This is a genomic window from Bacteroidota bacterium (genome assembly GCA_016213405.1).
Classification (GTDB): Bacteria; Bacteroidota; Bacteroidia; order Palsa-948; family Palsa-948; genus Palsa-948.
In genome coordinates, this window is the sequence record JACRAM010000100.1 from 1 (window position 1) to 23736 (window position 23736).

The 23736-nt window shown below is 35.4% G+C and carries 26 protein-coding genes; 7 read left to right on the plus strand and 19 right to left on the minus strand.

The genetic code is table 11. The annotated features are described in order from the left end of the window. The coding region (locus HY841_12015; GenBank protein ID MBI4931484.1) for a hypothetical protein at positions 1 to 169 on the plus strand (169 nt) is incomplete at its 5' end. A 77-nt stretch (positions 170 to 246) separates the two neighbouring features. Here the strand turns inward: HY841_12015 and HY841_12020 are convergent. Continuing rightward, complete coding sequence (locus tag HY841_12020) at positions 247 to 492, minus strand: hypothetical protein (protein ID MBI4931485.1); 246 nt, start codon at positions 490 to 492, stop codon at positions 247 to 249. Between the two features lie 130 nt (positions 493 to 622). On the opposite strand from HY841_12020, the gene HY841_12025 reads away from it, so the two are divergent. The 3 genes from HY841_12025 to HY841_12035 all read left to right on the plus strand — a co-directional run bounded on the left by HY841_12025 (position 623) and on the right by HY841_12035 (position 2534). Further along, positions 623 to 1381, plus strand: a complete 759-nt coding sequence (locus tag HY841_12025) for a hypothetical protein (protein ID MBI4931486.1) — start codon at positions 623 to 625, stop codon at positions 1379 to 1381. Positions 1382 to 1585: 204 nt separating this feature from the next. Continuing rightward, entirely contained in the window at positions 1586 to 1768 is a 183-nt protein-coding gene (locus HY841_12030; protein MBI4931487.1) for a hypothetical protein, read from the plus strand. A 10-nt stretch (positions 1769 to 1778) separates the two neighbouring features. After that, positions 1779 to 2534, plus strand: coding sequence for a DUF4197 domain-containing protein (locus HY841_12035; protein MBI4931488.1), 756 nt, complete (start codon positions 1779 to 1781; stop codon positions 2532 to 2534). An 18-nt stretch (positions 2535 to 2552) separates the two neighbouring features. Here the strand turns inward: HY841_12035 and HY841_12040 are convergent, their stop codons facing one another. Next, a complete protein-coding gene (locus HY841_12040; protein ID MBI4931489.1) occupies positions 2553 to 3446 on the minus strand; it encodes a universal stress protein in 894 nt (297 codons plus the stop codon). Between the two features lie 159 nt (positions 3447 to 3605). Between HY841_12040 and HY841_12045 the strand changes: the two genes are divergently transcribed. Next, the gene (locus HY841_12045) at positions 3606 to 4382 is read left to right on the plus strand and encodes a nucleoside phosphorylase (protein MBI4931490.1); all 777 of its coding nucleotides are present in this window, start codon (positions 3606 to 3608) and stop codon (positions 4380 to 4382) included. A gap of 72 nt (positions 4383 to 4454) precedes the next feature. Then, positions 4455 to 5336: a hypothetical protein gene (locus HY841_12050; protein MBI4931491.1), complete on the plus strand. Its 882-nt coding sequence runs from the start codon at positions 4455 to 4457 to the stop codon at positions 5334 to 5336. On the opposite strand, the gene HY841_12055 is transcribed toward HY841_12050, so the two are convergent. The 6 genes from HY841_12055 to HY841_12080 form a co-directional block, all read right to left on the minus strand. Next, positions 5329 to 5916: a sugar transferase gene (locus HY841_12055; protein ID MBI4931492.1), complete on the minus strand. Its 588-nt coding sequence runs from the start codon at positions 5914 to 5916 to the stop codon at positions 5329 to 5331. The genes HY841_12050 and HY841_12055 overlap by 8 nt on opposite strands. Beyond that, the gene (locus tag HY841_12060; protein ID MBI4931493.1) at positions 5913 to 7127 is read right to left on the minus strand and encodes a DegT/DnrJ/EryC1/StrS family aminotransferase; all 1215 of its coding nucleotides are present in this window, start codon (positions 7125 to 7127) and stop codon (positions 5913 to 5915) included. The genes HY841_12055 and HY841_12060 overlap by 4 nt, the downstream gene beginning before the upstream one ends. Then, complete coding sequence (locus HY841_12065) at positions 7124 to 8446, minus strand: O-antigen ligase family protein (GenBank protein ID MBI4931494.1); 1323 nt, start codon at positions 8444 to 8446, stop codon at positions 7124 to 7126. Before HY841_12065 ends, HY841_12060 begins: the two co-directional genes overlap by 4 nt. Continuing rightward, positions 8385 to 9041, minus strand: coding sequence for an acyltransferase (locus HY841_12070; GenBank protein ID MBI4931495.1), 657 nt, complete (start codon positions 9039 to 9041; stop codon positions 8385 to 8387). The genes HY841_12065 and HY841_12070 overlap by 62 nt, the downstream gene beginning before the upstream one ends. 114 nt (positions 9042 to 9155) lie before the next feature. Continuing rightward, the gene (locus tag HY841_12075; GenBank protein ID MBI4931496.1) at positions 9156 to 10349 is read right to left on the minus strand and encodes a glycosyltransferase family 4 protein; all 1194 of its coding nucleotides are present in this window, start codon (positions 10347 to 10349) and stop codon (positions 9156 to 9158) included. A gap of 31 nt (positions 10350 to 10380) precedes the next feature. Then, complete coding sequence (locus HY841_12080) at positions 10381 to 11388, minus strand: glycosyl transferase (GenBank protein ID MBI4931497.1); 1008 nt, start codon at positions 11386 to 11388, stop codon at positions 10381 to 10383. Positions 11389 to 12063: 675 nt separating this feature from the next. On the opposite strand from HY841_12080, the gene HY841_12085 reads away from it, so the two are divergent. Continuing rightward, positions 12064 to 13593: a hypothetical protein gene (locus tag HY841_12085; GenBank protein ID MBI4931498.1), complete on the plus strand. Its 1530-nt coding sequence runs from the start codon at positions 12064 to 12066 to the stop codon at positions 13591 to 13593. Between the two features lie 88 nt (positions 13594 to 13681). Here HY841_12085 and HY841_12090 read toward each other — a convergent pair whose 3' ends face one another. The 11 genes from HY841_12090 to HY841_12140 form a co-directional block, all read right to left on the minus strand. After that, on the minus strand, positions 13682 to 14767 hold the full coding sequence (locus HY841_12090) for a DegT/DnrJ/EryC1/StrS family aminotransferase (protein MBI4931499.1): 1086 nt from the start codon (positions 14765 to 14767) through the stop codon (positions 13682 to 13684). Further along, positions 14760 to 15128 carry an FdtA/QdtA family cupin domain-containing protein gene (locus HY841_12095; GenBank protein MBI4931500.1) on the minus strand — a complete coding sequence of 123 codons (369 nt, stop codon included), beginning with the start codon at positions 15126 to 15128 and terminating at the stop codon, positions 14760 to 14762. The genes HY841_12090 and HY841_12095 overlap by 8 nt, the downstream gene beginning before the upstream one ends. A gap of 36 nt (positions 15129 to 15164) precedes the next feature. Beyond that, entirely contained in the window at positions 15165 to 15950 is a 786-nt protein-coding gene (locus tag HY841_12100) for a methyltransferase, TIGR04325 family (protein ID MBI4931501.1), read from the minus strand. Between the two features lie 25 nt (positions 15951 to 15975). Then, positions 15976 to 16704, minus strand: a complete 729-nt coding sequence (locus tag HY841_12105; GenBank protein MBI4931502.1) for a class I SAM-dependent methyltransferase — start codon at positions 16702 to 16704, stop codon at positions 15976 to 15978. Positions 16705 to 16810: 106 nt separating this feature from the next. Then, positions 16811 to 18031: a glycosyltransferase family 1 protein gene (locus tag HY841_12110; protein MBI4931503.1), complete on the minus strand. Its 1221-nt coding sequence runs from the start codon at positions 18029 to 18031 to the stop codon at positions 16811 to 16813. Positions 18032 to 18041: 10 nt separating this feature from the next. Then, a complete protein-coding gene (locus HY841_12115; GenBank protein ID MBI4931504.1) occupies positions 18042 to 19328 on the minus strand; it encodes an oligosaccharide repeat unit polymerase in 1287 nt (428 codons plus the stop codon). Continuing rightward, positions 19329 to 20612: a lipopolysaccharide biosynthesis protein gene (locus tag HY841_12120; protein ID MBI4931505.1), complete on the minus strand. Its 1284-nt coding sequence runs from the start codon at positions 20610 to 20612 to the stop codon at positions 19329 to 19331. A gap of 30 nt (positions 20613 to 20642) precedes the next feature. Next, the gene (locus HY841_12125) at positions 20643 to 21380 is read right to left on the minus strand and encodes a hypothetical protein (GenBank protein ID MBI4931506.1); all 738 of its coding nucleotides are present in this window, start codon (positions 21378 to 21380) and stop codon (positions 20643 to 20645) included. Positions 21381 to 21392: 12 nt separating this feature from the next. Then, a complete protein-coding gene (gene rny / locus HY841_12130) occupies positions 21393 to 22928 on the minus strand; it encodes a ribonuclease Y (protein ID MBI4931507.1) in 1536 nt (511 codons plus the stop codon). 204 nt (positions 22929 to 23132) lie between these two features. Then, positions 23133 to 23426, minus strand: coding sequence for a cell division protein ZapA (locus HY841_12135; GenBank protein ID MBI4931508.1), 294 nt, complete (start codon positions 23424 to 23426; stop codon positions 23133 to 23135). 19 nt (positions 23427 to 23445) lie between these two features. Beyond that, on the minus strand, positions 23446 to 23736 hold the full coding sequence (locus HY841_12140; protein MBI4931509.1) for a hypothetical protein: 291 nt from the start codon (positions 23734 to 23736) through the stop codon (positions 23446 to 23448).

Consider the following 23736-nt stretch of genomic DNA (forward strand, 5'->3'; position numbering starts at 1 on the left):
CTTCTATGATGAGTTCGGCAGCGAAATAAAATCCGTAGAACTTCCCTACAAAGGAACAAAAGCAGAATTGAATCTTTCCACTTCCAACCTCGCATCAGGAATTTATTCCTACTCACTTGTGGTTGATGGAAAAATTGCGGAGACGAAGAAAATGATTAAGAGCAAGTAAAGCAAAGCAGGTATAAAGGTATAGGGTATAAGGGAAAAAACTTATACCTCTATACCCTATACCCCACTCCCTCCCATTCAGCAATTCTCCTTCGTAAAAATCCCTGCCTTCCATGCTTGATGCACTGCGCCTGTGATGGACTGAACGCCCAACTTCTGACGAATCATTCTCAAATCCCAATCCACAGTGTGGCTGCTCATGCTCACCTTAGCAGCTATCTGTTCTTTGGTGAATTCCATAGCAGCATGTTTGAGCGCTGAAAATTCCCTGCTTGTTAATGGGAGTTTCGCAATTTTTGCGGGCTTCTTTTTTTTCTGTTTCATAGCGTATATGGTTTAAAAGTTATGGAACAGAATTACGCAAACCCGTAACACCCGCGCATCTTTTACATACTTTCATAAATTACATTTGTGCCTCAATAAATCAATCATTAATCATTAACCTTTTATCTTCATGTCAAAAAAAAATCTTCCTAAAATCGTATTGGCGCTCAATACGCGCAAAATGGACACGCCCACATTAGTGAGTTCTGCAAAAGGAATTATACTGACAGGCGACCCTGATGCCACCGCTCCACCCGTACCCGACACCACCCTGCACGCGCAAGCCGATTCCCTGCTGCTCATCCACACCAAGCGCCAGACCAAACCGCCCACCGCCACGGCTGACCAGGAAACGCAGCAGCGCAATATTGTTGACCGCTCGTATAAAAAAGACGGGCTGTATGTGCAGGGAGTGTGCAATGATGTGGCAGTCGCCAATGGCGATGTTACGGCAGGAGAAGCAGTGGCGCAGCGCATCGGCTATACGCTCAAAAAGCAAGCAACGTTTAATCCCACTGACTTTGGAGTTACTTCTCACGAACCGGGGCTGGCGGATGTGCAGGCAAAAAAAGCAAAGAAAGGAACTGAGGCGCATCTGTGGAGATACGGCATTACCCCTGCAAAAGACACTGCGCCCACCGCGTTGAAAACCCTCGTTACGGTGGAAGCGCATATTATTATTCAGAACCTGCCAAGCGGCAGCATCCTCGGCATTCAGCATGCCAGTGTGTTGCCTGTGAGCCACACTAAAAAAACCAGCGCTGCTGAAACAAAAACCAGTAAAATCGCCACGCAAATCTCCCTGAGCAAAGCAAAGCATCCTGTGTTCAGCCACCTCAGCGCTGACCCCTACCAGTGGACTAATTTTGTTTATACCGGAATCCTGTAATGGTTAAGGGTTGATATTTGATATTTTTAGAGATTCCCATTACCGCTCGGTAAAGCAGTGTTACCGCTCTGTTTAGCGGTGTTACCGATAGGTAAAGTGGTGTTACGGCTCGGTTAGCGATGTTTACCGCTCTGTTTAGCAGTGTTGCCGCTCGGTAAAGCAGTGTTACGGCTCGGTTTAGCGATGTTACCTATAGGTATAGCGATGTTACCACCCTGTTTAGCGGTGTTGCCGCTCGGTAAAGTGGTGTTACGGCTCTGCTTAGCAACAATACCGATGGGAGTGGCGCTTACTGCGATGCAAGCAGCCGCTTCGTGGAACAAATCCTTAACCTTGCCTGCCGGAATAATTGCCTTTGGCAGAATCTTTGTATGTTTGATAAATTAAAACTAAAAACATGACAAAGATTTTATTTTTCATTGCAGCGGTTTTCTTCCTGTCTACTGTTGCTCCGGCTCAGGACATCAACAAAACACTTAATGACGCGCAAAAGAACGCGCAGAAAGAAATTGACAAATACACTAAAAAGAAAAAGAAAAACAAAGCGCTTTCAAATGATGAAGTCATCAGGGGTTTAAAAGAAGCGCTCAATGTAGGAACCAACAATTCCACCGCTTCCACATCAAAGATGGATGGGTTTTATAAAAATCCGCTCGTCTTCATTCCGTTTCCTCCGGAAGCGGAAAAAGTGCGGAACACGGTTGTGAATCTGGGCATGCAAAAGCAGGTGGATGAATTTGTCATGACGCTCAACCGGGCTGCCGAAGAAGCCAGCAAAGAAGCAGCGCCTGTTTTTATGGATGCCATAAAAGCAATGACCATTCAGGACGGTTTTGGAATATTGAAAGGGGCTGACAATGCTGCCACAAAATATCTTCAGGATAAAACCACTCCTGAGCTGACTACAAAATTTTCTCCCATCATCAAAAGAGCCATTGATAAAGTGGAAGTGACTAAATACTGGAATCCTCTGATTACTACCTACAACAAAATACCTGGTGTTGAAAAGCAGAATCCTAATCTTGAGCAGTATGTAACATTAAGAGCAATGGAAGGGCTTTTCAAGTTAATTGCCGGAGAGGAAAAAAAGATTCGCACCGACCCTATAGCGCGAATCAATGATATTTTGAAAAAAGTTTTCGGATACAAGTAAAAAACAAGCGAACAACGGCTAGTTCCTTACAACCTGATGAGCCATTTTGTATTTGCGCATCTGAGGAATAATGCTAAGAACAGGAATGTCGGAATTATTCACAACTTCCTGGGCAGTTGAGCCAATGAACATGCGTGTGAAATTAGTTTCCTGCTGTGTCATGATGATGAGGAGATCTCCCTCCACTTTGTGGGCATAATCAATGATGCACTGCGCCAGCGAATCTTCGCCTTTCACGGTTTTGATAATCTCTGCAGAGCATTCAACCCCCTGCTTCTGAATAAAACTTTTTACCTGTTCAAGTTGCCGTGTAAGTTTGTTTACAATAAATTCATCCGTGCTCTGAAGAACTGACACAACACGAATGGCAGCTTTAAAAGTTCCCAGATTGGCAAACTCAATTGCCTGTCGGACTTTATCGCGGGTCTCTTTTGTTAAATCAAGCGGCAGAACAATATTTTTGCACCCTTCGCGGTGCGCCTTGCCTTTGATGGTAATTACAGGGCACGTTGCCTCGCGAACAACACGCAGTGCATTTGACCCGATGAAAAGTTTCTGAAGTTTTTTCTTGCTGTTGCATCCCATGATAATCATCAGGGCATCCGTCATATCGGCTACTTCTATTATTTTTTCATAAGTTTTTCCTTTCGCAATCATTGTATCAACATGAACCTTGCTTTTCTTTGCTGTTTCTTCAGCAAGTTTGTCTAATCTTTTCTGAACATCTTTTTTCATGCTGTTCAACTGTTTTGAAGTTGCAATTTTCAGAAAACCGCCATCTTCCATAACATATAAAAGAAGAATTTCAGCTTTGTATTCTCGTGCGAGATTATAGGACTGACCCAGTGCGATTAAAGATTGTTCCGAGAAATCTATCGGAACCAGTATCTCATTTTTGATTGACTTTGCCATAGTGATATAAATGTTTATAGTTTTGCTGAATTAGATTGAGAAGCGAAAGTAATAAAAATTTACAAAGTGAAAAAAATACCCTCTACCGAGCTTATATTGAACCCTGATGGGAGTATTTATCACCTCCATCTCCACCCTGAGCAGATAGCCAATGACATAATGATTGTTGGCGATCAGGGAAGGGTGAAAATGGTGTCGGACCAGTTTGATTTTGTTGAGCATAAGGTTCAGAATCGGGAATTTGTTACGCATACGGGAACTTATAATGGTAAAAGAATCAGCGTTATTTCAACGGGAATTGGGACTGACAACATTGATATTTTTATGAACGAAGTTGATGCGCTTGCAAACATTGATTTAAAAACAAGAACCGTTAAGAAGAAGCAATCCTCGTTCAACATTGTGCGCATTGGCACTTCAGGAGCTTTGCAAAAAGATATCGAAGTGGATTCTTTCGTAGCTTCAGAATATGGAATGGGTTTGGATGGGTTGCTTCATTATTATGATGCGAAGAAAGTGGATGAAGAAAAAATTTCTTTTTCATTTGCCAAACATGCAAAGTGGGACAGGAAACTTTCATTTCCTTACACAGTTAAAGCATCGGAAAAACTTTTAGGAAGAATTGGTGAGGGAATGAAAAAAGGAATCACGGCAACCGCTCCTGGTTTTTTTGCTCCTCAGGGAAGAGAACTCAGACTCATCCCTTCAGTCAAAAACCTTGAACGCAAACTTTCTTCCTTCCGATATAAAAATGACCGCATTGTAAATTTTGAAATGGAAACATCTGCTTTGTTTGGTTTGTCAAAACTTCTCGGGCATAATGCCTGCACAGTATGCGTGATTGTGGGCAACCGCATCTCAAGAAAGTTCTCTGAAGATTACCATCCTGCCATGGAATCTCTTATTAAAACTGTTTTGCGGAGATTAACTTCTTAGTGTTAACATCTTTCTCTCCGAACTTCACCTGCATTTATTTTTTGAGCTGAACTTTGCATCAAACAAATTGATATGGACAAAAACGAATTGAATGCTTTGCTGAGTTTGCTGGATGACCCTGATAAAGATGTTTTTCTGCAAGTGAGGGAAAAACTTTTATCTATAGGCAACAACGCAATTCCTGCACTTGAAAATGTATGGGAGCAGTCCTTTGACACTACCATGCAAACAAAGATTGAGGAAATCATTCACAACATTCAGTTTAACACCACTGTTCAGGCGCTGAAAGAATGGTCCACTACCCCTGACCAGAATCTTCTTACTGGAGCACTTCTTATAGCCAAATATCAATATCCGGATCTGGATGAGCAAAAAAATAGAAAAACGATTCAACAGATTCGGCAGGATGTTTGGATTGAACTTAATGACAAACTTACTGCGCTGGAACAGGTGAAAATCCTGAACCATATTTTATTTGAAGTGCATAATTTCAGCGGCAACACGCAAAACTATCACGCTCCGCAGAATTCTTATGTTAATAATGTGCTTGAGAGCAAAAAAGGTAATCCGCTTTCTCTTTCACTCGTTTATCTCATTGTTGCGCAGGATTTAAAAATTCCGATTTATGGTGTGAATCTTCCTGAACATTTTGTTCTCTGTTATAAAGATGTTCACCAGCTGATGACTGTGAAAACAAAACGAGATGCAGAAATGATTGAACAAGGAATTTTATTTTATATCAATCCATTCAGCCGTGGATCTGTGTTTGGAAAAAAACAATTAGAGATATATCTTAAAAAAATGAATCTTGAGCCTAAATCAGAACACTATCAGCCATGTACGAATCTTGAAATGATAAAACGCCTATTGAGAAATCTTGTTTTCTCCTATAAGAAATTGGGATATGCAGAAAAGCAGGATGAGATACAGAAACTGCTGAATGCGGTCAGTTGAAAATCTTGGCGATAGTTTTCAAAATTATTTTCAAATCGGCAGCAAAATTTTGTTCTGAAATATATTTCAGATTTAGTTTTAGTTTAGCAGGCATGATTTCTTCAATATATAACTCTTCAGGATTCTCTGATCTGGCGATAATCTCATTTTCATTTGAATATTCAATCGAAGCATAATCAGTAATTCCCGGCTTAATCGTTAAAACTTTTTTCTGTTCTTCCGTATACATCTCCACGTATTTTCTTACTTCAGGTCTTGGACCGACTAGACTCATATCGCCCAGCAGCACATTGAATAATTGCGGTAGTTCGTCAAGTTTATAATTTCGGAGAAAGAAACCAATATTTGTAATTCGTGAATCTTTTTCACCTACCGTGAGCAACCCTTGTTTGTCGGCATCTTTTTTCATAGTACGAAATTTCATAAGTAAAAAATCAATTCCATTTTTTCCAACTCTTTTTTGATAATAGAAAACAGGAAATCCCGAATCAGCAATAATCAGGAGGGCAAACACGAAAAAGAAAGGAAGGAGAATAATAATACCGATAAAGGAAAAGATTATGTCAAACAATCTTTTCATCCAATAACTTTTTGGACTGAAGAAATCACAGCGTTTATTACAGTTTGCATTTTCTCATCTGTCAAATCGTAATAAACGGGAAGAGAAATTTCACGAGAGTAATTGTTATACGCCACAGGGTAATTCTTGATTTTGTAGCCGAGCTTTCTGTAAAAGCGCATCATCGGTACAGGAATGAAATGCACGTTTACGGAAACTTCTCGTTTAAAAATTTCTTTTATTATCTCATCGCGCTGTGTTTCCTTTATTCCTTTTACGCGAAGAGGAAAGAGATGGTATGAAGATTCCCTGCTGCTGTCTTTTAACACAGGGGTCTGCGCCCATTCATATTTTGAAAATGTCTTTGAATAGGTTTCGCATATTTTTTTTCTCTTTACTAATGTATCTGAATCATAAGTGCTGAGTTCAACCAATCCCATCACCGCTGCCATATCGGTCATGTTGCATTTGTAGCCCGCTTCAACAATATCATAACGCCATGAGCCTTTCTGAGTTTTAGCCAGAGCGTCTTTATTTTGTCCATGGAGAGATTTTATGCATAACTCTTTATAAACTTTTTCGTTGTTAAAAGGTGATGGAAGATTCAGGCATACTGCACCGCCTTCAGCTGTAATAAGATTTTTCACAGCGTGAAATGAAAAAACAGAAACATCTGTAAGGGATCCTGTTTTTTTTCCTTTGTAAACGGCTCCAATTGAATGTGCCGAATCGCTGAGCACAAGAACTCGTTTCAGCTGTTTTTGCTCTTTCGTATTTGTTTTGAATTTTTTTCGGATATCTTTTCTGCGCACTAATTCATTTATCGCATCATAATCACAAGGCAGTCCGCCAAAATCAACAGGCATGATAACTTTTGTTCTGGAAGTGATAGCTTTTTCAATTTTTGCTATGGAAATATTAAAGTCATCCGGATTTGTATCAACAAAAACAATTTTCGCCCCACAATGTATGACCACGTTGGCTGTAGCAGAATAAGTATATGCAGGAACAATTACTTCATCACCTTTTCCAACTCCGTACCAGCGAAGAATCATTTCAAGGCCGGCAGTAGCTGAATTCAAACACAACGTTGACTTGCATCCGCAGTATTCAGTAATCCTTTTCTCAAATTCTTTTGTTTTCGGTCCTGTTGTAATCCAGCCGGAACGCAGAACTTCTTCGACTGCTTTTACAATTTCATCAGTTATTTTTGGTGGGGAAAAGGGAATCATATCTTTTCTTTTCCCGAAGTTTCATTCGGGGCAGGTTGAGAAAACAAAAGTAAAGAATTAAAGAAAGCGTAGAAAACAACTCCTGCCTGAGTTTCAAACATGGATTCAGTAAAAAGATTTAAAATTATAATCAAAATAAATATAACATAAACATAATTTTTATTTTTCCATCCCATGAATAATGGAATTAACAAGGATGAACACAAAGAAATAAATCCGATAATTCCAAGCGCGGTAAAACTTTGTAGAAATTGGTTGTGGGCGTTTAAATCTTCTTTCAGGGCAAAAGTCATTCCTTGCTTGCTGTATTCATCCGTCAGTGCATCTTTCACATCTCCAGTTCCAGTTCCGATAAAAAAATTTTCAGCTATTACAGTTTTGGCTGCATTCCATATTGCAATTCTTGAAGCGGTGCTTTCTTCACTTTTTCTCATGTCAATATTTTCAGAAAAAATATTAAAGATGCTTTTTACCCGAATAGTAAATTCGGGAGCGGAAAAATAAAGGGAGACAAAGAGAAGAACCGAGATGATGATACCTACCACTGCAAATTTAATTTTCTTCTCTTTAAATATTAATTGCCAACTGACAAAAGCTCCAAAAAGAAGAAGCGATAATATTCCTGCTTTTGAATTAAAGAACAAAACTAATGCGGCTAAAATAGCAGGAGTAAAATATTTTTTCAAAAAAGATGCATACTGTTCTTTTTCTTTGAGCAAGTAAATTGCTGTAAGCGCCATCACAAAATACATTGATCTGTAACTGGGATGCATCCAGAGCGAAAGGCGGTCTTTTAAAAAAAAATTAATACCGTAATCCCAGGCCCAGATGCCCTTCGATATTGTGTATTGTGTTATGAAATATTGATAGGTGGCATATCCAATACAAATTGCAGATGCTGTCAAACATCCGTAGATGAATTTTCTGAATACGGATTTCAATTGCTCTTTTTTAAATTTATCAGATGAAAAATATATTAGAGGAAAAACTAATAAAGAAAGTTTTATTTCTAAATCTTTTAATCCATACTCATAATTTTCAGAGTAGAATAATCCGATTACATAAAGCAGATAAAGAGAAATAAAAAGTAAAAAATAAAAACTGTTTTTATTTTTTCTAAATAGATAAACGAAGTTTCCACTTGCGAGCCAATTGATAAACAGCAATGCAATTGCAGTGGGAATAATGCCCGGATAAATTGGAAGCAAGAAAGCTAATAATGATGTGAGAAGAAAATGAAAACGTATGTTTAATTCTTTATTCAATATTTCTCCCCAGAGGGTTATTTTGTAAATACTGATGAATAGTTTCTTTGTCAAAATAATTTTGCTGGACTAATTTTTCATTAAAATATTTTTTATCCAATTCTTTTGTACTTCCTTTTATCATACCAGGATTACCGACCACTATAGAAAAATCAGGTACTGATTTATTAACTAATGTTCCGGCTGCAATTAAGCAGCCTTTTCCTATTTTAATGTTGGGTAGAATGGTGGATTTTGCACCGATAAAAGTATATTCTCCAATAATAACCTCACCTGAAATATAGCCCATACGTTCGTCTTGCGGTGCTTTGATGTAACTTTCTCCTCCATATAATCTTATTGCAATATGGCTGCTATGAGTGAAAATACCCACCCATGCACCTATTTGACAACCTTCTCCAATCATAACTTTATTAGTCGCATCAATGATAGAATAATGCCAAATCCAAACATTATTCCCAATTTGCAAATTATTTTTGTTCATGATAATAACAGATGAAGATATTCTTGTGTGCTTTTTGAATTTAGAGTCAAAGCAGCTGTAATAGCCGTATACCATAAAAGGTCTGGAAAAAAAACTGAACCAATTCTGAATGATTGAAATAACTCTGCCGAAAGGGGAAAAGTATATTTGTTTTTTTAGTTCCATCTTGATTTTTTCTAGATAGTTATGATTTTTGCATTAACCATTTTTTTAGAAGCGGATTATTATATTGAATCATGAGAAAAGCAATTAGAATGCTCATTTAGTTCTATTTAATAATCAGGATTTCATTATCAAAAAAATTATTTTTTCAAGATTCAAGTCTTTAGACATATTCTTGCAAGCATAAGTAAATCCGTTTTCACCCATTTTTATTAATTTCTCTGCCGGCAGATTCCTTATTTCAGTCATGCATTTTGATAATTGTTTAATATTTTCAGGTTCTAAAACATAGCCGCAATTTGCCTCTTTAATACAAGAAGCAGAATCACTGCCATCATCAACGCATGCAATAATAGGTTTTTTAGAAAACATATAAGCAGGAAGTTTAGATGGAATAGAGAAACTGGCAGCGCCTTTTATTAAAGGAAGCAATAATACATCAGCCAAACTTTGTATTTCAGGCACTTTTCCATCTGGGACTGACCAAAATTCTATTGTGCCCTCTTTTATGCCATTTACTTTTTTTTCCAATATTTTTCTCATTGAGCCAGAACCTGCTATAACCAAACGGCTATTAGATAGTTTAGCATCTAAAAAAGAATTTATTAGTAATTGCACTCCTGCAGTGGCGCCAATATTTCCTAAATACATAAAAGTAAACGGGGCATGATTAGATTTTTTTAGTTTGTCTTCTTGTTCGTACTTGACAAATGTTTTTTCGTCCTGCCAGTTTAGAACAACGTTTATTTTATCATAAGATATTTTTCTGGTTTCAGTAAGATATAATTTCATTTTCTCTGAAATCGTAATGATTTTGTCTGCGTTTTTTAGTACGTATTTATCTATACGGAATAAAATAAAATAAAGCAATTTGCCAATCAGATATTTTTTCTTGGTTAATGATTCCGGGTAAATATCCTGTACATGAATAATGATGGGAACATTAAATTTATTTGCAGCAGCTACAGCGAGGCACTGCGCTATCAACGGCCATGTGTTAGCGTATATTACTTTTATATTTTTATGATTTTTCGAAATGTATTTATAACAATATTTCCCAAAGCTATAGCTTTCAATAAACCTTCCTAATATATTTGGTTGAGGACTGACGAAAGAATTTGACTGAATATGGTTAAAATTATATTCCGAATTCATTGTATTGAACTTGAACCCAAGGGGACGGGAAGGTTTTGGAGAAATAACTGTTACGATCTCTTTTGCTGAAATAGCATTTGCAATATCAAATGATAATTTTGCAGACACTACAGGCTCAGGTGGAAAAACAGCTGAAATAATTAAATTGGTTTTCATATTAAATCAAGATGCACAATCCCAAACAAATTCATTTTGCCTTATATTTTGAAATCAGTTTTCTTTTATTATAAACGCTGTATCGAAAAATCATTTTTATCAAATATTTAATTATTCCTTTAATCCCGGAATTATTAATTACTGAAAAGGGCTCCAACGGGATATCAAAGTTCCTGTCAACTTGCCTTATTATGTTTTCTGTTTCATCCAGTTCAATAAAATAGGGCACGTATAAATTATCAACTATTGTGCGTGATTGTTCTCTCCAGCCTAAATCAACGATATCATTTTTAAAAAACCTTACATGATGAAAATGATAAAATATTGCTTCAAATTTTGATTTTGAGGTTTTGTCAAAAAAAAGTATTCGATTATTTTTTCTTTCAATGAACTCGTATTGCTCTACATTCCATGCAGCAATTCCCCCTCCAAGATGCTGTAATACATGCACACCTTTGAAACGCGTTGTCCAGTCGTCTAAATATTTTTGATCGCCAAATTTGTCGTCTTCATACCGATTGAAACACCAGTCAATGCAGGCATCTCGCCACCAGCGTAACGCTTTCGTTCCATTTTCGTCATTCACAAAAGTGATGAATTGCACGCAATAAACTCCTGAGGAAGAAACGCGGTTGAATTTCAATGGGTAGCGATGTTCTGTCAGGAGTATAGATTTACTGCTCATTTCATCGAACAACACATTTGGATTTTGATAAAAAAACAAATCGGCATCAATGTAAGTGCAGTTGGGAACATTATACTTTTCAATTATATATAATATGGATGATGATGTACAAGTCCAGCAATATTCAGCTTTGGTTCTTGTGGGTTTAACAGCTAATAACTTATCATCTTCAAATTCCGAAAGTGATATAATGGTTGCTTTTTGAAGTTTTAGTTTATTTAGAATATTATAGCTTCTATCATCAAATGCAAAAATATAGAGATGAAAATTATCACATGATTTTTCCAGGGACCTGTACATGGTTAGACCTTTAATCAGATAAAAGGAATCAAATAATGTACAGTAGTAGAACATTGAAGTAAAAAAAATATTAATTATAATTTATTCAATGTTTCTAACATTATGTAAATGGGTCATTCAGTGTGGAAAAGATATGTGCAAACTTAATTTTTTACTATTGATTTCTCAACTTAATATTGAACTCAAGTGTTATTAATATGAATTTATTTTTTCAAAATATTAAAGTAAGTAGTTATCTTTTTTAAAATAATAGCAAAATTAGTCAATTTTATTTTTAACATGTCACGTAACATGAAAATGAATCCTTATTTTCCCTCACAAGTGTATTTTAAGCAGTTAGAAAATATATTCTTGCATAGATGGCTAAAAGAATAAATTTGAAAAGGATACCAATAAACTAATATTGAATTAAAATCATTCTGTATGCAACGAAATTTAATTTATCTATTGTTTACTGTATTTCTTTGGTTTGTTTTTGGTACCACTCTCTGCATAATTATTTGGGGAATGAATAAAGGGTTTGATTTTACTGATGAAGGTTTTAATATTCTTTCGTTTTCTAAAGGTCAGGAAAATGTCTTGAACTTCATTCCGATATATCTATTAATAAGTAAGTTGTCTGGTACATTTGAGTTTGGAATTTTGTTTTTTAGAATTTTAAGATTGACTCTTTTATTGTTATCATCTTTTGTTTTTTCATTCGGTTTTGTTAAATGGTTTCGTTTAACGATGAAATCCAATCTCCCGACTTTCAATTTGTTTTACCCAATCATTTTTCTTTCAACCCTTATGAGTTATGCGTTTGGCTATCAAATTTTATCATATAATTCACTTACGCTTTGTGTAGTTCAAATAGTAATAGGGTTATTTTTTTTGTATGTATGGTTTATCCAACAGGAAGAGAAAAATGTAATAAGAATAAGAGCCATTCTTGTGTCTATTGGTTTTTTGGTAGCGCTATTATTTTTAATCAAGTATCCAACGGCAATTATTTTAATGATTGTTTTAGGAATAATTTTTCTTATTACTGAGTTGAAATTAAATGACAAGAAAATAAAAGATGTTCTTTTTAACGCTCTATCAGTTTTTGTCGGTATTATATTGTTGGGACTATTGTTATCTGCTTGTTTTCATTCGCCCATGTACATAATCAATGGTATCCTAAAAGGGAAAGAATATTTGCCTGCTCATAATGCCGATTTTCTTTTTCATCTGTATGCTGAAGATTATTTTGATAATTTTCTGAAAATAATTATTTATCATAAAATAATGCTTATAAGTCCGATTATAATGTGGCTGTTCTTCAGATTCTCTTATAGAAAAATATTTTTTATTTCAGCCGTTATTTGTTTTTTATTAATAGCAAATGATGTTTTAGTCAATGAATATTACAAAGCAGGAATGACTCATATCTATGTTGCTTCTGCATTTTACAGACTGATAGCCCTGTTTTCTATTATATTCCTTGTTCTAAACATTATTGATAAACGAGCGAGGAATTTATGGCTGCCGTTTATTTCAAATCGCTTAATTTTTTTCTGTGGACTGTTTTTATTATTCATGACTCCTATAATCTGTTCTTTTGGTACAGCCAATGTGCCATCTGTTCATATAACTCAATTTGTTTTTTCGTGGGTGTTGGTTTTTGTTTTTATCCTGTCTGCTTTATTTTCAAAATTTCTTTACACTGAATATTTATTTCTAATAGTTGTTTTTTTAATAATGATAAACATGTCATCACAAATTATTTATGGAAATGTGTATTCTCCCTATCGGATGAATGCGCCTCTGACAGAGCAGAAATTTACTGTTCCAGAACTCCCGGCAGGTAATAATATTCAGTTTGACTATGAAACAAGTGTTTTTTTGAAAAGCATTACTGAAAAACTGAAAAGCCATCATGCTCTTACCAAAGGCCAGCCGATAATTTCAATCTATAATTATCCGGGATTGATTTATTTGCTCGGAGGCCGCTCCCCGGGAAATGCTTTGTATTTCGACACTGGGTTTGCAAACTATTACAATAGCGGTTATTTGTTTGATTATGATAAAAGTAATTGCTTCTTTATTCGTAATTCGACTATGGAAAATTTAAACAAGACGGTTATATTGATAGAGCAGGAATTTAATGTGTCGCAACAATTATATGAATGTTTAAATAAAAAAGGAATTTGTTTCCCTGAAAAATATTTTAAAGCAGATTCCGTTCGCATTCCAGCAAAAAAAGATTATTTGTTTTTATTTCTACCAAAGAATTAATCTAATAATTCTTTTTTGAGGTATATAATATTAATATATCCTGAAAAAGAATCAAATTTATTTTTAAGGAAGTATTGAAAAATACTACTTAAAATTTATTCATTGTTTCTGCTACGTTGTAAATATCTTCTTCGGTGTGACAGAAGGATATCGGAAGACTTAAAGTAGTATTGTGAATTTCTTCGCTTATCGGATATTTCTCATCCTTGAACATTTCTTTCAGAGCAGTTTGACTATTGGGCGAAACGGGATAATGTATTTCTGTTTTAATATTGTTCTTCTGAAGATAATTTTTCAGATCATCACGTTTTGGATGGCGTATGCAGAAAATGTGAAATACATCGTAGTAATCCGGATGAACGGTGGGTTTAATGAAATCGGATTTTAATATTTTAAAATAGATGGAAGCAAGTTTTCTTTTGTGATCATTGATTTCATCGAGACGTTTAAGTTTAACCGAAAGAAAAGCAGCATGTACTTCATCCAGCCGCGAATTATATCCGACAAGTTCGTTGTAATATTTTTTCTCAGAACCGTAATTTCTCAATTTAAGGATGACTGATGCCAACGCATCGTCATTACAGACAACAGCGCCTGCATCTCCAAGCGCACCTAAGTTTTTTGTGGGATAAAAACTGAATGCACCAAAATCTCCAAAAGTGCCTGTGTTTTTGTTTTTGTACTTTGCGCCATGTGATTGAGCGCAGTCTTCAATTAACTTAAGATTGTATTTTTTGCACAGAGCCATGATTGGATCCATGTTGCAGGATTTACCGTACAGATGAACTGCGACAATCGCTTTTGTTTTTTTTGTGATACTCGCTTCAATCTTTGCAGAATCAATATTATAAGTTTCCAAGGATGGTTCTACCAAAACAGGTTTCATGTTGTTTTGAAGCACGCTCAATATAGTTGCCACATATGTATTTGAAGGGACAATAATTTCGCTTCCTTTTTCAAAATTGAAAGCAGCAATGGATAATGTGATTGCATCCAATCCGGATGCAACACCGATGCAGTGTTTTACAGTGTTATAGCGTGCAAATTCTTCTTCGAATATTTTTACATGACCTCCTAAAATATACCATCCCGATTTTAATACCTTATCGAAACTCTTTGTGAATTCAGCAAAGAAGCTAGCATTAGCCAATGCAAGATTTTCGTATTCAATCATTGTATTTTTCAAATATATAATCTTTTTGATCAAAAAAATCAGAAGCAAGTACCATTAATATTGCGTCTTTTGAAAAACGATGCATCTGGTGCCAGTCATTCGGTTCAAGAATTAAACATTTGTCAGGAGAGTCAAGAACAAAAACTTCTTTTTTAATATTATCATTATTGAAAATTGTGCAGCTTCCTTGTAGGCAGATTGCAGCCTGTATAGTTTTTTTATGGCGGTGCCCCCCGCGGGTTGACTCATCAACTCCATAAATGTAAAAAATTCGTTTTATGTCAAAAGGAATAACCTTTTCTATGACCGTAAGATTTCCGCGTTTGTCTGTAAAAGTTTTCAAGTTTAATAGGTGCGCCATAAATTCCCTTGTGAAAGTTTTTCGAAGATAGTTGTTTTATTTTCTTCGTTTAAAGAAATAACTTTTTAATGCAGTATTGCGAAGATTTATTCTTTCGCGAGATTCAAAATCAAAAATCAATTCGTAATGTTTGGATAAATAGTTCAACAGTTTTTCTTCATTTAGGATCCTGCATGGATATTTAGCATCGTAAATATTTTTTGGCACTTTTTGGACAGTAATCCTGTCTTCGCCCTTACTTAGTAAAGGAGTTCTGTCAATAATCAGGTATTCGAAATTACTGAGCATGATTTCATCCAGGAATTTATATGGACTTTCCAGATATTGAAGCACGGAAGCCAAAAGCAAAACATCAATTTTATATTTTGCCGTGCAGCTTTGCACATCATAAAAAAAATGTAAATTATTGTCGAAAAATGTTTTTTGTCCTTCTTTCACAAAATGCGGCTGTTCCACAATGCACCAATTGAACTCATTGATATTTTTAAGCAAATTTTTATTCTGGTAGTAACTGCTTCCCAAAGAGCCTCCGAAATCCAGAACATTTAGTTTCCCATTGTTCTTCAGAGCAATTAATGCTAAAGCAGATAGGAGAGGAAAAGAGTAATGAATTTTATTGAAAAGGACAGAATCTCTTTCAAAAACAGCTTCTCCGTTTTTTACTTTTAATAAAGCATCTTTTACTTTTGAAAAAATTATACCACTGTCATAACCTGAACATTTTTTTTTTGCTTCTGCCCAGGATGAGTAATTTCCATTCCACCCGTAAAAAAAGCCGGTCATGTAATTCAAAAATGCAGGTGGTATAAATTCTTTTATCATGAATGTTTTTTTCTCATGAATAAAACTATTTTTTTTTATTCTTTAATACATAGATATTGCCAAAATACAGATCAATATTTCTAGGAAAAAAATATGAAAGCAATCCTAACAAATTATTTAAAATGCTGAACGGAATTATAAAGATCCATGCAGTTAATCCTGGTATGTATTTTTTAATAGTTGTATATAAATAACTATTTATTAATAAAAAAATCAATCTGAAATCAGTTAAGTATTTTTTGTGTCGGACGATTTCAAACCCATGTGCATCAAATAAATGTTTTAATCCAAATGAGGAATAGCGGGCGAAATCATAGGGCTGCTCGTGTTCTCCCCAGATAAAAGGAATTGTAATCAAGCAATGCCCGCCTGGTTTTACAACTTTTTTTATCTGCATAAAAAATTTGTCCGGATTAAAAACGTGTTCCAGCACTTCAAAAAACACTAATGAATCAAAAGAATTTTCTTCAAAAGGGAAATGCTCTCCATCATAAAATACTTCAATGTGTTCATTTTGGTGGGTATGCCCGGATTGTTCTATATCCATACCTGTATAGGAAGTGACTTTTGAAAAAAGATGGACATACGGTTTGCTTCCACAGCCAACATCCAATGTTTTTCCCGAAACAAATCCGGAGAATTTTTTAATATTAATATACATGGCACTTTTTCCCAGGAAGAACGGATTAATTAAAAATGCTGTCAGTCCCGGGTGAAATAATTGCTGCAATATATAAGATTTAATTTTTTGCATTTTTAATTCTATTCATATTATATCTGTGGGATGAATATTATTGTCATCAAAATATTTTTTCTTGTCTTTCATTTATTAAATAATTTAAATTTATTATAAAACCCGTCTATAAACTATTTCTTAAAATCTTATCAATAACTGCTGCTCGGTTTTCTACTGTGTGATATTTTAATGTCCTTTCTTGTCCGGCTTTAGCAATCTTTTCACGTTCATCAGGGTTATTTAATAACCATTTTACTTTATCCATACATTCTTCCGCAGATTTATAAGTCACAATTTCTTTTTCAACATCAAATAAATCAGTTAAATTTTCTCTCCAATCCGTGACCAGACATGTGCCCGTTCCTGTTGCTTCAAATAATCTGATGTTGCCCGCACATTTTTTAGCTATTTCTCCATGTATATTAAAACAAATTTTTGATGAAGCTAAAAGTTTAAACATTTCCAAGCCAAATACAGGTGGTTTTACAGAATTAATTAATTTGTTTGAGTAATAATTAATCTTTTCATCTCCATAATTTATATTCTTTTTTAAGAGAGATATCTCATTAATTATGAAATTGCATTTAATATTTTTCAGAAAATTAATCGCATAATACATGCCTTTTTTTGAAAGCACTCTGGATCTGGTTTCTAAATTTCCAAATATGCTTATGTTAATATCTTCTTCAAGCATCTTTTCAATATACTCTATTCTTGATTTATGCAATCCATATCCTGTAAACAAAGAACCTGTAAAAATAAAATCTATTCTGGGATAATTCTTTGTTTCTGTTTTTAATGATTCCAGAATTGAAGGGTCAAAAGAATGATAAATTAATTCAGCAGTTGATCCCATGTCAGTAAGTTCTTTTTGCTGGCATGGGGCACAAGTAAACATAATATCAAAAGAAGAAAATGAATCGGCTATTTCTGAATTATAGGGTGCGCAAATATGGCCCACAATTAACTTAAGTGAACGAACCTCATTTCTTAAATTCTGAATCCATTTCTTATTTAATAATTTAGTAGGATCGACCCAAACAACATCAGGTTTATAATATTTAATTTGTTCGGATATTAATTTCTGAAAAGTTAAATATTCATTGAGGTTATGTTCTTTAGCCCAGGCTCGCTGCAAAGGTTCCGCATTTGCAATAATTTCCATGGCATCAACTCCCATGTTTCTTAAATATTTACCGAAAGAACTTGTCAGTTCAACCGAGTCATTCTTTAAATGATTATGTTGTTCTTCGTAAGATAAATGAGACTTGCCAGGAAACCTTTCATAATAACTTTTTAGGTATCCATCGTAGTAATCCGTAATCCTGATAAATCTATAGCTCACAAGATTTTATTTAAGTTGATATTGAAATTGATTTTCTGTTATTTAAAATGAGAATAGAAAGTAATATAAATAGAAAAATTCCGCCAGTGATCAAACAAGTCAGCAGGGGTGCACTCAAGATGATATAAATGTAACAGAAAAATATTCCATAATAACCTTTGTGAAGTCTGAATGAATTAAATAAGCTAAAAAGAAAAATAAATATTGCAGAGAATAGAATAACTCCAATATACCCAAGGTTCATGAACCCGTCTGACACTATTCCGTTATTTGCAAAAGCGGTGGAATCACCCCAATAAACTTTTGTGATTAGAAATCCTATTGGCATGTCATACGGGCTGTGCACAAAGTGATTAAAGAAATGGCTCTCGGCAAAGTAAAAAGGGTTGCCGTCAAAAAAATCAAAATAGAACTGTGTAGTCAGTGCGGGAATGAAAAGGAATCTGTTTATAAAAGTTCCTCCAAGTAAATTTATTTTAAAAATAAAATTATCAATAATGGGAACCAGTGCGAAAAAAATCAGTACAATCAGAAAAAAATTACTCAGTTTTGAAACATGACTTCTTCCGATGTAAAAGAAAAAAACAACAATGATGGAGGTGAAATAGACCAGCTTGTTTCCTGAAATCACAAAAAGATACAGCAGCAGCAAGAGAAGCAGTCCAATAAAAAAATATCTTCTGCTAATCATGAAAAACACCAACGAAACAGGAATGATTGTTTTTGCTTCAAGGTTATAGAAGTAGGCGAGAATTCCATGCAGATTTTTAGAAAAAGTTTCCCGCGTTTCATATATTTCAGAAAGAAGCAGTGTTCTTAAATTAATATTCAATTTAAAGGTGAGCAGAATAGGTATAAGTAAAAGTAAAGCAATGCTGATTAGCGTCAATCCCTTGTATTTGACCGGAATGGATAGGTCAGGAATAGGAAATTTTATGTAAGGCGTAATCAGGAAAAAAGAAACAAAGAAGGCATTTGAGACAAAGGGTCCCGTGGGAAAATTGCTGAATGAGAATAAAATTGCATTAGGAATGTAAAAAAAGAAAATCAGCAAAAGATAAATTGAATACAAAAATTTGCTTTGATTATACAAGTTAAATGACCCTATGAGCAATAGAAGAAAAACAACTTTTGTAATGGCATACTTCAATAAATTCAGATCGGGAATAAATCCCATATAATCATACTGTTCAGAAATGAAATAAGAATAATACATTTCCATGGCAATGTAAATAATTGTCAACAGCGTTTTCAGCAGGAGAAATTCTTTTTTAACTATTATTTTAAATGAAGACATCTACAGGTGAATGTGTTTCTTTATTTTGTTTTCATAATTGCTTACTATGAAATAAATTATTATGCAGTAAACCGAAAGCATGCCTATTTCAATAAGTACGTAAATTTTCAGGAAACCATAAATGCCAAGCCCCTTAAAAAAAAGCAAGGAGCATATTGCTAAAAAATAGAGTATCTGCCAGATGCTGTTCAGGCGGATTTTTTCAAATGTTATAAAAATTGAAGAAAAGGCAGAGCCGATAAAATTCAGAGCAAAACTGAAGACTAGTATCTGGGAAAAGAAACCCGATACTTCGTATTTTCTGCCAAATACAAACCCGAATAATGCAGGACCAAACAGAAGGATGAGCAGGGCTTCAACAAAAATTACTGCTAAAAGCATGTACAAAATATTCATGATGTCTTTTTTAATGCTTAAGGAACTGTTTTTTTTTTCAGTTGTCTGCTGGAAAAAGACATGGGAGATGGAAGAAGAAATAAATATGAGCGGAATAGATAAAACAAGCCTCGACAGATCAAGGTAACCCACAGTTTCGGTAGAATAGAGTTTATTTATAAATAAAAAAGGCAGAACTGTTGCTGCGCTGCTGAGCAGTGTCGGCAGTACATTAAACTTTGGAAAGTCACTGTATCTTTTCAAAACACATTTGATTTTTTTCAACGATATAAATTTTAATGCGAAATCATTTTTAAATAACTGACGGATGCCTGAAAAAACATTTGCGATGTTTCCGGCTAAGTCTCCAAAAAATAATCCTCCGGGAATTTTTAAAATTCCTGAAGCAGTCTGAACAGCTCCTTCAATTCCTCTTCTTACTATTTTATTAGTTGCTGAAGCCTTGAAAGCTTTCTGCCGAATCAGCCAATAATTCATGTTTTGAAAAATGCTGAAAGCAGAGCAGGCAAAGGGCAGGAAATACAAATAATTGGAATATTTATTAGGGAAATTAATTAATTGCACTATCTCATTCTTAAAGAAAAACAATGCAGCAAACAGAATAATGGAGAATGAAATAGTTATTAGGCAGGCAAGCGAAAGAATATTCGCCGCGGCAATATTATTTTTAGGCAACACAATGGCCGCTTCATATCTGAGCGAAGAGGCAATGGTGATCATTCCGAAAATAGTCAGGTATACAGCCATAGCTCCGAAATCTTCAGGAGAATAGATCCTTCTCAGAAACGGCTGTAATAGTATGGGAATGCTTTGCGCAACGACAGTGCCGATAATTAATACGAAAGTGTTTTTAGTAAACTCAGACTTTAATGAGAGCGTTTTTAACATGAAAGCAGAATCTTCTGAAACTATTTAGTATTATTTTCGTTGTACTAAATTCATAGCAAATGCAATAATAAATCCGATAACAATTCCAAGAAAGCTGTAACCCAAAACATTCAAAACGCCCGCCCTCCTATTGCTGATGAAAATGCAGTCGGGATTTATTGGTATAAAATTTACAATCTTATTCAGCAATAATTCTTTTTCTAAGTTTTGTTTTTTCTCAAATACTTCAACAGAGTTCAGAGAATTTGCATTCTTGCCGGCAGTATCCGATAAAGCAATTTGTTTTTTTAATACGGAAAGCAATTGCCGCTGTTGTTGTTGCTGAAACTTAAATTTTTCATTTAGGGCCTCAATCGAATTAATGTAAACAGTTAACAGATTCAGCACACTGTCAATGTCAGCAGAGCTAAAAACTTCTATGGTGACTCTAAGACGCGTTTCTTTATTGTTGTTCGCTGCTAATTTTCCTTGAATATTTCTTGAATTCGGAAATAAAACTCCGTTTGTGTTGGTGCTTTTTTCTTTCGGGTTTAATGGAATGTTATTTATTATATCGCAAAGAATTTCGTTTGAAATGACAGAAGACTGAGCAATAAATTCTTTCCTAAAGAAGGCTTTGAAGTCTAAAGGATGCATTAATAAATTGCTGAAACCAAAAAGTATTCCCAGCAAGAAGAACGAAAGTATTACTGTCTTTCTTTTTTTTAACAGATTAAACCCATTACCTATCAGCTCCCATAAATCAATTTCTGAATTAATGTCTTCCATGATTGTTTGATATTACTTCGCAATATTAACCGCTCTTGTTTCCCTGATGACAGTCACTTTCACTTGTCCGGGATACGTCATTTCGGTTTGGATTTTATTGGCAATGTTGAATGAAAGTTCTTCTGCAGCTTTATCAGAAATTTTTTCCGCTGCAACGATTACTCTGAGTTCGCGACCTGCCTGAATGGCATATGCTTTTTCAACTCCGTTATTTGCCATCGCCAGATTTTCCAGGTCTTTCAAGCGTTGAATATATTGCTGGTGCACTTCGCGCCTTGCACCGGGGCGTGCTCCTGAAATCGCATCGCATATCTGAACGATAGGGGAGTAGAGCGAGGTCATTTCAACTTCATCATGGTGAGCTCCGATAGCATTGCATATCTCAGGATTCTCTTTTAGTTTTTCAGCGAGTTTCATTCCTGCAATGGCGTGAGGTAATTCCAGTTCCTGTTCAAATACTTTGCCGATATCGTGAAGCAATCCGGCTCGCTTGGCAACTTTCGGATTCAATCCAAACTCAGCAGCCATTACGGAGCAAAGATTGGCCACTTCGCGGGAGTGCTGCAATAAATTTTGTCCGTATGACGAACGGTATTTCATTCTACCTATGAGGCGAATAAGTTCTGCGGGAAGACCGTGGATTCCTAAATCAATTGTAGTTCGCTTTCCTGTTTCGGCAATTTCATCTTCTATTTGTCTTTTCACCTTCTCAACTATCTCTTCAATGCGTGCCGGATGAATGCGTCCGTCACCAACGAGCTGGTGCAACGCAAGACGTGCGATTTCTCTTCTCACAGGATCAAAGCAGGAAAGAATGATAGCATCAGGCGTATCGTCTACAATGATTTCAACACCAGTCAAAGATTCAAGTGTGCGTATGTTTCTTCCTTCTCGTCCGATGATTCTTCCTTTGGTGTCATCGCCTTCAATATGGAATACGGTAACTGAATTTTCCACCGCATGTTCGGTAGGAATCCGCTGAATGGTTTGTATCACAATTTTCTTTGCTTCCTTGCTTGCAGTTAGCTTGGCTTCTTCCATTGACTGGTTGATGAACGCCATTGCTTCCGTTTTCGCTTTGTCTTTGAGCGATTCAATGAGTTGTGCTTTGGCATCTTCACCCGAAATTCCGGCAACTGCTTCCAGCATGGCAATCTGTTTTTGCAAGCCCTTATCCAGTTCTGATTTTTTCTTCTCGATAATTTCCAATTGACCGGTCAGGTTGTTTTTCAGCGTATCCAATTCGCGTTCTTTGCGCTGAACCTGCTCGAGCTTTTGCGATGCCTGCTGTTCTTTTTGCTTTGTTCGTTGCTCAGAAGCAAGCATGTTCCTGTTTTTTTCATTGATGACATGCTCGTGGTCTGATTTCATCTGCAGGAATTTTTCTTTCGCCTGAAGAAGTTTTTCGTTCTTTATCTTCTCCGCTTCAATCTCTGCCTCTTTAATTTTTATTTGTCCTTTTCCTGCAAGCGACTTGCGGAGCAGGGATGAGGCAATCAGAATTCCGATTCCAAGTCCTGCTATGGCTGCAATGACTATGAATATGATGGAGGTTGTATCTAAGTTCATAGAATATAATTATTAGAAGCCCATCCTACCTGCCCGTCCGGCAGGCGGGAATCCTTCCCGAAGGAAAGGACTTTCAGGGCGTGTTGGTTTGTGTTTATATAAATAAAAATTCCCATTTAGTTCAATCTATGAACTGATATGGGAAACAATTTTCCTCCCGTTAGGGGGAGGGGCAAGGTGCAATTAATCTTTTAACTCAGCAGAAACAGCTTTTTCTATTTTCTCTAATCGCTCCAGTATTCCTTTTTCTTCTTTGCTGGTATTGTGATTGATTTCTGTGGCCTGTGAAGCGAAATGAAGCGAACTCATTGCGAGCAAATCCTGTCGGTCTTTGATGTTGAAGTTTTTTTCGTAATCAGTTACTTTTTCGTTGATGACCTTAACCGCTTTTCTTACGTTTTCTTCTTCACTTCGTTCAATAGTCACAGGATAAATTCTGCCCGCAATAGAAACTTTTATGGATAGTTGGTCTTTCATTTACTTGCTTTCTGCGTGTTTACTTATTCAAAAGAGCCATGCACTTGTCTACTTCCCGTATCAGTTCGTTTATTTTTAGTTTTAGTTCAGTTGTGTTTTCGTTGGTGGTTGATAGTGATTTTGATAGTTTGAGAACTTTAGATTTATCCTCAAGTTCTTTTATGGTTTGTTTTTGTTGTGATGCAGTTTGAGTTAAGTTGTTGTGTTGGGTTTGAAGAGCGGATAATTCCTTCTTCGTCCGATGATGCAAATCTACTAATTTTTCGATTTTGCTTTCAAGTGACGAGGCAACTGATTTTAAATCGCTCAT